Source organism: Bradyrhizobium sp. USDA 4503, from assembly GCF_054055815.1.
Map to the genome: position 1 here is coordinate 4637217 of NZ_JBSRXS010000001.1, position 12549 is coordinate 4649765.

Annotated in this window: 10 protein-coding genes; 3 read left to right on the plus strand and 7 right to left on the minus strand. The window is 65.5% G+C overall.

Going from position 1 to position 12549, the window contains the following annotated elements; translation table 11 throughout:
- Positions 1-52 precede the first annotated feature (52 nt).
- From ACVMIH_RS22480 to ACVMIH_RS22510, 7 genes are all read right to left on the minus strand, one after another.
- Entirely contained in the window at positions 53-871 is an 819-nt protein-coding gene (locus ACVMIH_RS22480; protein WP_057019010.1) for an alpha/beta hydrolase, read from the minus strand.
- 15 nt (positions 872-886) lie between these two features.
- A complete protein-coding gene (locus ACVMIH_RS22485) occupies positions 887-1057 on the minus strand; it encodes a hypothetical protein (RefSeq protein ID WP_199805310.1) in 171 nt (56 codons plus the stop codon).
- Positions 1058-1067: 10 nt separating this feature from the next.
- A complete protein-coding gene (locus ACVMIH_RS22490; protein ID WP_028335992.1) occupies positions 1068-2465 on the minus strand; it encodes an NAD(P)(+) transhydrogenase (Re/Si-specific) subunit beta in 1398 nt (465 codons plus the stop codon).
- 43 nt (positions 2466-2508) lie between these two features.
- The gene (locus ACVMIH_RS22495) at positions 2509-2826 is read right to left on the minus strand and encodes a proton-translocating transhydrogenase family protein (RefSeq protein WP_016841609.1); all 318 of its coding nucleotides are present in this window, start codon (positions 2824-2826) and stop codon (positions 2509-2511) included.
- An 11-nt stretch (positions 2827-2837) separates the two neighbouring features.
- Positions 2838-3962: a Re/Si-specific NAD(P)(+) transhydrogenase subunit alpha gene (locus tag ACVMIH_RS22500; RefSeq protein ID WP_229192827.1), complete on the minus strand. Its 1125-nt coding sequence runs from the start codon at positions 3960-3962 to the stop codon at positions 2838-2840.
- A gap of 144 nt (positions 3963-4106) precedes the next feature.
- Positions 4107-4259, minus strand: coding sequence for an aa3-type cytochrome c oxidase subunit IV (locus ACVMIH_RS22505; RefSeq protein ID WP_092080774.1), 153 nt, complete (start codon positions 4257-4259; stop codon positions 4107-4109).
- Between the two features lie 268 nt (positions 4260-4527).
- Entirely contained in the window at positions 4528-6444 is a 1917-nt protein-coding gene (locus ACVMIH_RS22510) for a M3 family oligoendopeptidase (RefSeq protein ID WP_456863377.1), read from the minus strand.
- Positions 6445-6586: 142 nt separating this feature from the next.
- Between ACVMIH_RS22510 and ACVMIH_RS22515 the strand changes: the two genes are divergently transcribed.
- The 3 genes from ACVMIH_RS22515 to ACVMIH_RS22525 all read left to right on the plus strand — a co-directional run bounded on the left by ACVMIH_RS22515 (position 6587) and on the right by ACVMIH_RS22525 (position 12542).
- Positions 6587-8077 (plus strand): sigma-54-dependent transcriptional regulator, encoded by a 1491-nt coding sequence (locus ACVMIH_RS22515; RefSeq protein WP_316396090.1) that lies wholly within the window; start codon positions 6587-6589, stop codon positions 8075-8077.
- 306 nt (positions 8078-8383) lie between these two features.
- On the plus strand, positions 8384-10681 hold the full coding sequence (locus ACVMIH_RS22520) for a L,D-transpeptidase scaffold domain-containing protein (RefSeq protein WP_456863379.1): 2298 nt from the start codon (positions 8384-8386) through the stop codon (positions 10679-10681).
- A 265-nt stretch (positions 10682-10946) separates the two neighbouring features.
- On the plus strand, positions 10947-12542 hold the full coding sequence (locus tag ACVMIH_RS22525) for a DUF882 domain-containing protein (protein ID WP_456863381.1): 1596 nt from the start codon (positions 10947-10949) through the stop codon (positions 12540-12542).
- Positions 12543-12549: the final 7 nt, after the last annotated feature.

Below are 12549 nucleotides of genomic sequence, written 5' to 3' on the forward strand. Positions count from 1 at the left end.
GTGGGGTCCCCTCACTTCGGTGGCGCGATTATGCGACAGACAATCGCCGCCGTCAGCCTCTTGCGGCGCCGATAAACCGCCGCGCCGTCGCCATCGCACCGAAATCGTCGAGATTGTCGTGCCCGCCACCGGGCAGTCGCACGAATTGCTTGGGCTCATGGGCGAGATCGAACAGGCGCTCGCCGAAGCGAATCGGGATCACCGGATCGTCGGTGCCATGCATGATCAGGAGCGGCGCCTTGACCTGCGCGATGAGCCGGTCGGAGTGGAATTGATCGCGCATCAGGAGGGTGACCGGCACATACCAGAAATGCGCGCCGGCGACGTCGGCCGTCGACGTATACGGCGCCTCGAGGATCAGCTTGCCGAGCGGATGTTCGGCGGCGAGCGCGACCGCAACGCCGCTGCCGAGCGAGAATCCCCAGGCCACGATCTGCTCGGCGCGGTAGCGCGCGGTGGTGAAGGCGTAGGCCGCCGCGGCGTCCTGCAGCAGTCCTTGCTCGCTCGGAGACCCGCTCGACCCTGCGTAACCCCGAAAGGACAGCGCCACCAGCCCGGTGCCGTCGGCCGTGATGGCCTTGAAGCGCGCCACGCGCCCGGCAAGGAAATCGCCATTGCCATGAAAGAACAGCGCGACGGGCCGGCCCGGCTTCGCCGGCACGTGCCAGACGATGACCTTCTCGCCGTCGCCCGTGGTCAGGACATGCTCTTCCGCTTCGGGAAGGCCCGCGGCTGCCGGCGCAGTCCGTCCGACCGGCGGGATCGGAAACAGCAGCTCGCGCTGCTTGACGTAGAGCACCGCGAGCCCGCCGAGATAGACGACGACCGCGGCGATCAGGAACCATTTCAGGATTGCGAGTGCCAGTGCCATCAGCGGTGGCCGCGGCTATGTCTTGCCGCGGAGCTTGAGCAGCTTCTCGACGTCCGCCTTGATGCTGTCGGGGACCGGTCGGCACACGCACGCCGCCGCATGCGCGACGTGCCACTTGATGCGCTGCTCGCGCGTCGCCTGGAGCGGCATGCGATGCGCTCGATGCCACTCCCGGTTCAGCGCCATCGCTACCGCCTTACATCGCCTTGACGATGTTCTCGGTGACCTTCTTGGCGTCGCCGAGCAACATCATGGTGTTGTCGCGGTAGAATAGCGGGTTGTCGATGCCGGCATAGCCCGAGGCGAGCGAGCGCTTGATGAACATCACGGTGCCGGCCTTCCAGACCTGCAGCACCGGCATGCCGTAGATCGGCGAGGTCTTGTCCTCTTCCGCCGCCGGGTTGGTGACGTCGTTGGCGCCGATCACGAAGGCGATGTCGGCCTGGGCGAACTCCGAGTTGATGTCCTCGAGCTCGAACACCTCGTCATAGGGCACGTTGGCCTCGGCCAGCAGCACGTTCATGTGGCCGGGCATGCGGCCCGCCACCGGGTGAATGGCGTATTTCACCTCGACGCCTTCCTTCTTCAGGATGTCGGCCATCTCGCGCAGCGCGTGCTGGGCCTGCGCCACCGCCATGCCGTAGCCGGGCACGATGATGACCTTGGAGGCGTTCTTCATGATGAAGGCGGCGTCATCCGCCGAGCCGAGCTTGGCGGGCTTCTGCTCGCCCGAGCCGCCGCCGGCCGCGGCGGTCTCGCCGCCGAAGCCGCCGAGGATCACCGAGATGAACGAGCGGTTCATCGCGTGGCACATGATGTAGGACAGGATCGCGCCGGAGGAGCCGACCAGCGCGCCGGTGATGATCAGCGCCGAATTGCCGAGCGTGAAGCCGATGCCGGCCGCGGCCCAGCCGGAGTACGAGTTCAGCATCGAGATCACGACCGGCATGTCGGCGCCGCCGATCGGGATGATCATCAGCACGCCGAGCGCCAGCGCGATGATGGTGATCAGCCAGAAGTCGAGCGCGCTGCCGCTCATCACGAGGCCGACGATGAAGAACACCAGCGCCAGCGCCAGCACGATGTTGATGACGTGGCGGAACGGCAGGATGATCGGCGCGCCGCTCATCCGTGCCGACAGCTTCAGGAACGCGATCACCGAGCCGGTGAAGGTCAGGGCGCCGATCGCGACGCCGAGCGACATCTCGACCAGGCTCTGCGGATGGATGTGGCCGGGCGTGCCGATGTCGAACGCCTCGGGCGCATAGAACGCACCGGCGGCGACCAGCACCGCGGCCATGCCGACCAGCGAGTGGAACGCGGCGACCAGCTCGGGCATCGAGGTCATCGGCACCCGGCGCGCGATCACGGCGCCGATGCCGCCGCCGATCGCGACCGCGAGGATCACCAGCAGCCAGGCCACGCCGTCGGCCGGCGGATGACTCGCCAGCGTGGTGCCGACGGCGATCGCCATGCCGATCATGCCGAACATGTTGCCCTGGCGCGACGACGCCGGGCTCGACAGGCCGCGCAGCGACAGGATGAACAGCACCCCCGCCACGAGATACAACAGTGCAGAGAGATTGGCGCTCATCTCAGGTCCCCCAAAATCCTCATCACCCCGAGGTGATTGCCGCTCACTTGGCTTTCTTCTTGTACATCGCGAGCATGCGCTGGGTGACCAGGAAGCCGCCGAAGATGTTCACGCAGGCGAAGATCAGCGCGACGAAGCCGAAGCCGCGGGCCCAGCCCGAACCGCTCGAGACCATGCCGACGCCGACCGCAAGCAGCGCGCCGACCACGATCACCGACGAGATCGCGTTGGTCACGCTCATCAGCGGCGTATGCAGCGCCGGCGTCACCGACCACACCACGAAATAGCCGACAAACACGGCGAGCACGAAAATCGACAGCCGGAACACGAACGGATCGACGGCCTGCGCGAGATGCTCCATGGCTTCTCTCCTTACTTCGGCTGGAAGTTGGGATGGATGACGGCGCCGTCCTTGGTCAGCGCGGTGGCCTTCACCAGTTCGTCGTCCCAATTGACCGCGAGCGCCTTGTTGGCCTTGTCGACCATCGTCTCGATGAACGAGAACAGGTTGCGCGCGTAGAGCCCCGAGGCCGACGCCGCAACACGGCCTGCGACATTGGTGTAGCCGACGATCTTGATGCCATCGGTCTCGACCACTTCGCCGGGCCTCGCGCCCTCGACATTGCCGCCGCGCTCGACCGCGAGATCGACCAGCACCGAGCCGGGCTTCATCGATTTCACCATCTCGCCGGTGACGAGCATTGGTGCCGGACGGCCGGGGATCAGCGCGGTCGTGATCACGATGTCCTGCTTCTTGATGTGCTCAGCGGTCAGCGCGGCCTGCTTGGCCTGGTACTCCTTGGACATTTCCTTGGCGTAGCCGCCGGCGGTCTGCGCGTTCTTGAATTCCTCGTCCTCGACGGCGAGGAATTTCGCGCCGAGCGATTCGACCTGTTCCTTGGTGGCCGGGCGCACGTCGGTCGCGGTGACGACGGCCCCGAGCCGCCGCGCGGTCGCGATCGCCTGCAGGCCGGCGACGCCAACGCCCATCACGAACACCTTGGCGGCCGGAACGGTGCCGGCGGCGGTCATCATCATCGGGAAGGCGCGGCCAAAGGCCTCGGCGCCCTCGATCACGGCGCGGTAGCCCGCCAGGTTGGCCTGCGAGGACAAGACGTCCATCACCTGCGCGCGGGTGATGCGCGGCATCAATTCCATCGCGAAGGCGGACACGCCGGCATCGGCCATCGCCTTCAGGGCGGCCTCGTTGCCGTAGGGATCCATGATCGCGATGACCAGCGCGCCGCGCTTGTATTTGGAAAGTTCGGAGGCTTCCGGCCGCTTCACCTTGATGATGATGTCGGCGTCCTTGAGCGCGTCCGCGCTGACGGTGGCGCCAACCGCGGTGAACTCCGAATCGGGAAGGCCCGACTTGATGCCCGCGCCCGGCTCGACCGCGACCTCGGCGCCGAGTGCCCTGAACTTCTTCACGGTATCGGGCGAGGCCGCAACCCGCGGCTCGGACGGATCAATTTCCTTGGCAACGGCAATCTTCATGGGCCCTCCGGCGGCGCGAGCGGCGCACGCGTCTTCAAACTAGCGTTATTTTCGCCAGATTTGGATACCCGGTTTTTACATCCGGGTTTCGACAGCAATTCCGGCACCGCCGCGGGACGGCGGCGCCGCTAGCCGATCTAAGGATCAGACCAGGAAATAGGCCATCAAGGCGAGAATGATGGCGACGCTGATGGTGCCCCATTTGACCAGCATGAGAAACCCTTCATAGGTCTGCTCATGCGCCACGTAATCGTTGCCGTCGGCGGTCGTGTAGGCCACTTCGCTATGGTCTGCCATCGCTGTCCCCAGTCAGAAATTCGCGTTCCTCCGCGAGCCATTACCGCAAACGGATAGGCAGGGCAACGGCGCGGTCCCGATCGGGCGATTTGAAGCGCAAATCGTCCCCGATCCACGTTCGAGCGACGACGCCGCGGCAGCCCCTCGGCAGGATTGGCCTCCCAAACGCAGGCATCATGGAACGATCATGCCGCCAGGCGCAAAAAACGCCGAACGAAACTGGCACGGGACCGGCTGCCGCCCGGCCCGGCCGGAACGCCGATGGGCCTCAGCCCATCGCCTCCAGCTCGTCGATCATGCCGGCGATGACGGACAGGCCGCCGTCCCAGAATTTCGGGTCCTTGGCATCGAGCCCGAACGGCCGCAGCAGCTCGGAGTAGTGCTTGGTGCCGCCGGCGGCGAGCATGTCGAGATAGCGCTCCGCAAAGCCTTCGGACGCGTGCTCGTAGACCGCATAGAGCGAGTTCACGAGGCAATCGCCGAACGCATAGGCATAGACGTAGAACGGCGAGTGGATGAAGTGCGGAATGTACATCCAGAACGTCTCGTAGCCCGGCTTGATCTCGATCGCCGGCCCCAGGCTCTCGCCCTGCACGCTGAGCCAGATCTGGCCGATCCGCTCGGGGGTGAGTTCGCCGTTCTTGCGCTCCGTATGAACCGCGCGCTCGAATGAATAGAACGCGATCTGCCGCACCACGGTATTGATCATGTCCTCGACCTTGCCCGCGAGCAGCGCCTGGCGCTGCTTGGCGTTCCTGGTCTGGGACAATAGCCGCTTGAAGGTCAGCATCTCGCCGAACACGCTTGCGGTTTCCGCCAGCGTCAGCGGCGTCGGCGCCATCAGCGCGCCGTTCTTCGCCGCCAGCACCTGATGGACGCCATGACCGAGCTCGTGCGCCAGCGTCATCACGTCGCGCGGCTTGCCCTGATAGTTCATCAGCACATAGGGATGCGCCGACGGCGTGGTCGGATGCGAGAACGCACCGGGCGCCTTGCCGGGACGGACCGGCGCATCGATCCAGCGATCGCTGAAGAAGCGCTCCGCGATCTCGGCCATCTTGGGCGAGAAGCCGCTATAGGCCGACAGCACCATGTTGCGCGCCTCGGGCCAGGCGATGGTGCCGGTCGCCGCGAACGGCAGCGGGGCGTTACGGTCCCAGTGCGGCAGCTTCTTCTTTTTGAACCAGCCGGCCTTCAGCGCGTAATAGCGGTGCGACAGCTTCGGATAGGCCGCGCGCACCGAGGCGACCAGCGCATCGACCACCTCGCGCTCGACGCGGTTGTTGAGATGGCGGGAGTCCGCGACATCCTGGAAGCCGCGCCAGCGGTCGGAGATTTCCTTGTCCTTGGCGAGCGTGTTGGTGATCAGCGCGAAGCTGCGCTCATTGTCCTTGAAGGTCTTGGCGAGCGCCTGCGCGGCAGCTTTGCGCTTATCCCCCGCCTTGTCCTGCAGCAGGTTCAGCGTCGGCTCGATCGCGAGCTCCTTGCCGCCAATCTTGAAACGCAGACCGGAGATGGTCTGGTCGAACAGCCGGTTCCAGGCCGCGTAGCCGCTTTGCGCCTTTTCGTGGAACAGCTGCTCGACGCGATCCTCGAGCTGGTACGGCTTGTCCTTGCGCAGATCCTCGATCCACGGCCGGTAATGGCCGAGCTCGGGTTCGGCCATCGCGCGCTCGATCACATCATCGTCGACGCGATTGAGTTCGAGCGAGAAGAACAACAGATGCACCGACGCGGCGGTCAGCCGCTCGGAGACATCGCCGTAGAATTTCGAGATCGCGGGATCGACGCTGTCGCCGGCATGGACCAGGCCGGCGTAAGAGCCGAGACGGCCAGCCAAATCGTCGATCGCCTCATAGCGCCTGATCGCCTCGGCCAGCCACCTTCCGCCGCCTTCCTTGGCGGTATTTTCGGCAAGCTTGCCCTTGTAGTCGGTCTCAAACGCGACGCAATCTGCGTCCATTTTCTGCAAGTCGCGTGCGACCTCAGGCGCATCGATACCGGAGTAGAGATCTGCCAGATTCCATTCCGGAAGCTTGCCGGTCTTGCTGGCTGCCTTTTTCGCCGCCGGACCGCCTGCGGACGATTTGCGTTGCGCGGCCGTTTTGCGCAACGCGGCTTCCTTGCGAAGAGCGGCCTTGCTGAGGGCAGACTTGTTGGATGCAGTTTTGGAGCGCGAGGTCATCTTGTTCGTAACCTTACTTCAGTCGGAAAGATGTCGGCGGCGGCGGAATGAATGCGGGTTTGCAACATTTAAGAGTGCGTTAATCGGCATCGGCGACATTGCCCCGATTCGAGACAAATAAACGTAGCGTGCGGGGAAAACCATGGCTGCCACCATTTTGATCGCCGATGACGACGCAGTACAGCGCCGTTTGGTTGAAAACATGGTGCAGAAGTGCGGCTATGAGCCCCTCGTCGTGGACAGTGGCGACGCGGCGATCGCGGCCCTGACCGCATCCGAGACGCAGGCGATTGACGCCGTCGTGCTCGACCTCGTGATGCCGGGCCTCGACGGTCTCGGAGTCCTCGCAAAAATTCGTGAAGCTGGTTTGACCGTCCCGGTCATCGTGCAGACCGCGCATGGCGGCATCGACAATGTCGTGTCGGCGATGCGCGCCGGTGCCCAGGATTTCGTCGTCAAGCCGGTCGGCTTCGAGCGGCTGCAGGTTTCCCTGCGCAACGCCCTCAACGCCTCGGCGCTGAAGGGCGAATTGCAGCGGATCCGCCACAGCCGCGAGGGCCGGCTGACCTTCTCCGACATCATCACCCGCAGCGAGGCGATGGCCGGGGTGCTGCGCACCGCGCAAAAGGCCGCGTCCTCGACGATCCCGGTGCTGATCGAGGGCGAATCCGGCGTCGGCAAGGAACTGTTCGCGCGCGCCATTCACGGCAGCAGCGAGCGCAAGGCCAGGCCGTTCGTTGCGGTGAATTGCGGCGCGATCCCGGACAATCTCGTCGAATCGATCCTGTTCGGCCACGAGAAGGGCGCCTTCACCGGCGCCACCGAGCGCCATCAGGGCAAGTTCGTCGAAGCGCATGGCGGCACGCTGTTCCTCGACGAGGTCGGCGAATTGCCGCTGGCCACGCAGGTGAAATTGCTGCGCGCGCTGCAGGAAGGCACCGTCGAGGCGGTCGGCGGCCGCAAGCCGGTCAAGGTCGATGTTCGCATCATCTCGGCGACCAACCGCAAGCTGCTCGATCTCGTGAAAGGCGGCCAGTTCCGCGAGGACCTGTTCTATCGCCTGCACGTGCTGCCGCTGACCATTCCGGCGCTGCGGCAGCGGCGCGAAGACATCCCGCATCTGCTGCGGCATTTCCTGGCGCGGTTCTGCGCCGAGGAGAACCGCAACATCACCGGCATCAGCGGCGAGGCGATGGCTCACCTCTCGCAGCTCGACTGGCCGGGCAACATCCGCCAGCTCGAGAACACCGTGTATCGCGCCGTGGTGATGAGCGACGGCGACCAGCTCGGGCTCGCCGATTTCCCGCAAGGAACGGCGCATCCGGCGCCGGATGGCAAATCGCTGCAGGGCGAGCCGCTGGTGGTGTCGCCTTCCACGGCCCCCGCTATGATTTCCGGTAATGAAATACCGGTTGTCGCCTCCCTGCCAACCGCCGGCGGCCTTTCCATGCTCAATGCCGCGGGCGAGGTGCGCCCTTTAGAAGATCTCGAGAACGAGATCATCCGCTTCGCGATTTCGCATTATCGCGGACAGATGTCGGAGGTCGCGCGCCGCCTCAAGATCGGCCGCTCGACGCTCTATCGCAAGCTCGACGAAGCTGCGGCCGGCGCGCGCGCAAGCGACGCCACTTAGCTCTCGAGGCCGACAGGCCGCACCAGGGAACCTTTTGAACCGTGTCGTGGCGGTGACAGACAAAGGCTGTGCCGCGTGGCAAAAACGCACAGCCCGGAGTGAAATCAGCTGCTTCGAGGTCAGTTTGTCGTGAGTTGCCCCGCATGGCGCTGGCTGCATGAGAGGGGCAAAGGTATCGTCTGCGTTCGTTGTGTGCAGGCGTGCGAGTCGATCGAGAGGCCGGCGCTTCGCGCAAGCTATGAAACCAAATTCTGATTTGAACTGTTCCAGCTTGATGAGGGGCAGTTTCACCCAGGGGGTGTGACGATGCGTGACTGTTCGAACAACCGTCGAGGATTTGACCGCGTATTGATGGCCGTCGCGGCAACCTTCCTCACGGTGTCCGCGACCGCGGCCTTCGCGCAGGACACGCCGCACTCCAGCGCCTCGGAACTCGCGATCGACGCGGCGATCCCGCGCCCCGAACCGGCCAACGTGCCGCCCCCCACCGCAAGCGATTTCAAGGCCGACACCACCGCCGCGCTGCCCGATGCAGCCAAGCCGGCCGACGTGAAGCCAGCGGATGTGCACGCCACCGAAGCCAAGCCTGCTGAGACAAAGCCGGTCGACGCCAAGCCGGCAGAGCCGAGCGCGACTGCAAAGGCCGTCGAGCCGAAGCCCGCCGATGCCGTAACCGCGCCGGCGACGAAGCCCGCCGACGCGCCAAAGACCGATACCGCCGTCGCGCCGGCGGCGGCCACCCCCGCCCCTGCAACGGCCACCGCGCCTGCCGCAAGCCCCGCGCCTGCAACGGCAGCGGCGCCGACCACAGCTCCTGCTCCCGCGACCGCCGCAGCGCCGGCGGGCGAACCGGCGAAGGCGGCAAGCAACGTTGCTGCCGAGGATCAGCCGGTTGCCGACAAGCTGCGCGAACTGCTCGCCAGCAAGTCGCTGCGTAGCTTTGACCGCAAGAACGAGCGCGCAGCGGCCGAGAAGTTCTATTCGGCTCGCGAATACGCGCCGGTGTTCACCAAAGCCGGCAAGCTGACCGACGCCGGCAAGGGCGTCATCGCCCGCCTGAAGGACGCGGCCGCCGACGGCCTCGATGCATCAGACTATCCGGTGCCGGATTTCGCCGCGGCGACCTCGCCGGACGCGCTGGCCGACGCCGAGCTGAAGCTCGCCGCCAGCATGCTGGACTACGCCCGCCAGGCCCAGAGCGGCCGCATGCACTGGTCGCAGGTGTCGGCGGACATTCTCTATCCGGAGCACCCGATCGATCCGGCGGAAGTGTTCGCCAATGTGACCTCCGCCAAGGACGCCTCCGCCGCGCTCGACGGCTACAACCCGCCGCAGAAGCTCTACAAGGAGCTGAAGAAGAAGCTCGCCGAGTTGCGCGGCCAGGGCGACGGTCCGGTCATCACGATCGCGGACGGTCCGACGCTGAAATATTTGCCGGCGCGCAAGAAGCAGGCCGCGGTCGAGATGGACGATCCGCGCGTGCCGGACCTGCGCAACAAGCTCGGCATCACCGAGGATGCCGACAGCACCAAGTATGACGCGACGGTCGCGCGGGCGGTGGAGAAATTCCAGAGCAGCGTCGACCTCAAGCCGACCGGCGTTCTCGACGAGCGCACGGTGAAGGCGCTGAACAATCCGAAGCGCGACCGGCAGATCGATACCGTGATCGTCAACATGGAGCGCTGGCGCTGGCTGCCGCGCCAGCTCGGCGCCGCCAGTGTCGGCAATGCCTATGTGATCCTCAACATCCCGGACTACACGCTGAAGGTGATGCAGAACGGCGCGCCGGTCTGGACCACCCGCGTCGTCACCGGGAAGCCCGGCCAGCATGCCACGCCGCTTCTGACCGAGACGATGAAGTACATCACGGTCAATCCGACCTGGAACGTGCCGCCGTCGATCATCTACAACGAGTATCTGCCGGCCCTGCAGCAGGATCCGACGGTGCTGCAGCGCATGGGCCTCAGGCTCGAGCGCAACCGCGACGGCTCGATTCATATCTCGCAGCCACCGGGTGAAGCCAACGCGCTCGGCCGCATCCGCTTCAACTTCCCGAACAAGTTCCTGGTCTATCAGCACGACACGCCGGACAAGTACCTGTTCGCGAAGGACGAGCGCGCTTTCAGCCACGGCTGCATGCGCGTGCAGAATCCCGATCAGTACGCCGCCGTCCTGCTCAACATTACCGAGCCGAACCAGCACTACACGCCGGAGCGGATCCGCAGCATGTACGGTTCGAGCGAGGTCGACCTGAAATTCCCGACGCCGATCCCGGTGAACATCACCTACCAGACCGCGTTCGTGGACGATGCCGGCAAGCTGCAATTGCGCAGGGACGTTTACGGCCGCGATGCCAGCATGCTGTCGCTGCTCAGGAACAACCGCGGCAAGGATCTCGAGACGGTGGTGGCGCACGCCCAGCCGAGCTACTCGCGTCCGCCGAGCAGCAGCCTGCCCGCCGGCGTCAATGTCGCCGGCGACAACGGCTTTGGCTCCTCCGGACCAAACTTCTTCGAGCGCCTGTTCGGAGGATTCGGACAGCCGGAGCCGCAGCCGATCCGTCGCGGGCAGGCCCAGCAGCAGCGCCGGGTGATCACCCGCTAATCTGCATTTCCGCCCGATTCGGATAAATTTTGAAGCAAAATCAACGATCTCGCTCAAAAGGCGAGATCGTTTACGTTAACCATTTCGGGTCTCGGCCGGGGAGCAGGGCTATCTTTTGCCACAGTCGCCCAGTTAGTTAAGCCTAACTTGGGGGCGGGTCGGTAAACCTCGGTTAACCCTCCCGCTTTAAGAAAGCGTTCACCGTCTTCCGCAGGGGGTCTGCGAAAGATGCCGACCGAACGCTCGTCGACTGGGTGGGCTCATAGTGCTGGCTGTCTTCGCACGCCGCTGCAATCCGCTGTCGTTGCCTAAGGCCGGATACCAAGTCGGCCTGACTGTGCTATTGCTGTTGGCGGGCGCAGGATCGGTGCACGATGCCACCGCGCTGAACCAGACCCGCACCCTCTCCTTCCACCACACCCATTCCGGCGAAGACCTCACCGTCACCTTCAAGCGCGAGGGCCGCTACGACGAAGGCGCGCTGAACCAGCTCAACCACTTCCTGCGCGACTGGCGTTCCCAGGATGAAACGGTGATGGACCGTCACCTCTTCGACATCCTGTGGGACGTCTATAACGACGTCGGCGGCAAGCAGCCGATCCAGATCATCTCCGCCTATCGCGCCCCTGCCACCAACGCCATGCTCCGCCGCCGCTCCTCGGGCGTTGCGCGCCACAGCCAGCACATGCTGGGGCATGCGATGGACTTCTTCATCCCGGGCGTGCCGCTGGAGCAGATCCGCTACGCCGGCCTCCGCCTGCAGCGCGGCGGCGTCGGCTTCTATCCGACCTCGGGCTCGCCGTTCGTCCATCTCGACACCGGCAGCATCCGCCACTGGCCGCGCATGACCCGCGATCAGCTGGTCAGGGTGTTCCCCGACGGCCGCACCGTCCATGTCCCGACCGACGGCACGCCGCTCAAGGGCTATGAGCTTGCCAAGGCCGATATCGAGCGCCGCGGCAATGGTGACGATGCCGCGACCATCGGCAAGCCGAGCCTGTTCGCGAAGCTGTTCGGTGGCGGCAAGTCGAGTGACGATGAAGACGAAGGCGCGGCCAGCGTGAACGACAAGCCCGCCGCCAACACCGTGGTGGCTGCCGCCGCGCCCGCCAAAGCCGCCGATCCGGTCCCGCTGCCGCGCGCCAAGCCGCAGTTCGCCGCCGCCATCCAGCTCGCCGCCGCCGACGCCCAGCTCGTGCCGATGCCGAAGGCGAAGCCGGCGGTGCAAGTGGTGCAGGTGGCCGAGAACACCGCGCCGCAATCCCCTGCCGACATCATCAATGCCCGCGGCTTCTGGGGTGACGAGGGTGAGGCGCCGAAGCAGGCGTCGGCGGCGCAGATTGCCGCGCTGAAGGCCCGCGAGGCGGTCGGCGGTAGCGATCCGCAGACCACTGCGAGCACGACAACCGAAAACTTCAACAAGGCGCTGGCCTATGCGCCCGCGGCCTCGCCGGTCGATCGGGCCAACATCGTCGCAGCGACCGCGCCGATCCCGCGCAACGTGCGCCCGACGCGCAATGGTGCGGTCCCTAGCACCGAAATCAACACCGTCGTTGCCAAGGGCGCACCGAGCCAGGGCGTGATCACCACCTCCGCGCGGATCTCGGCTGCCAAGGGCAACGATATCTGGATGCGCGTGGTGATGCTGGCGCCGAGCGCCAGCAATGCCATGCTGACCACGGTGCTTGGCGACACCGACATGACCATGATGCGGGCTCATTTCGTGAAGCCGCAGGCCGCCGTCGTCATGACCTTCTCGGAAGATCCGATGATGGGCATGACCTGCGACCGCTTCTCGGGCTCGGCGACCGCCCTCCTGACGACCCAGTCCTTCGTGCTCCGCACCGCCTCGCTGCGCTGAGCCGCGC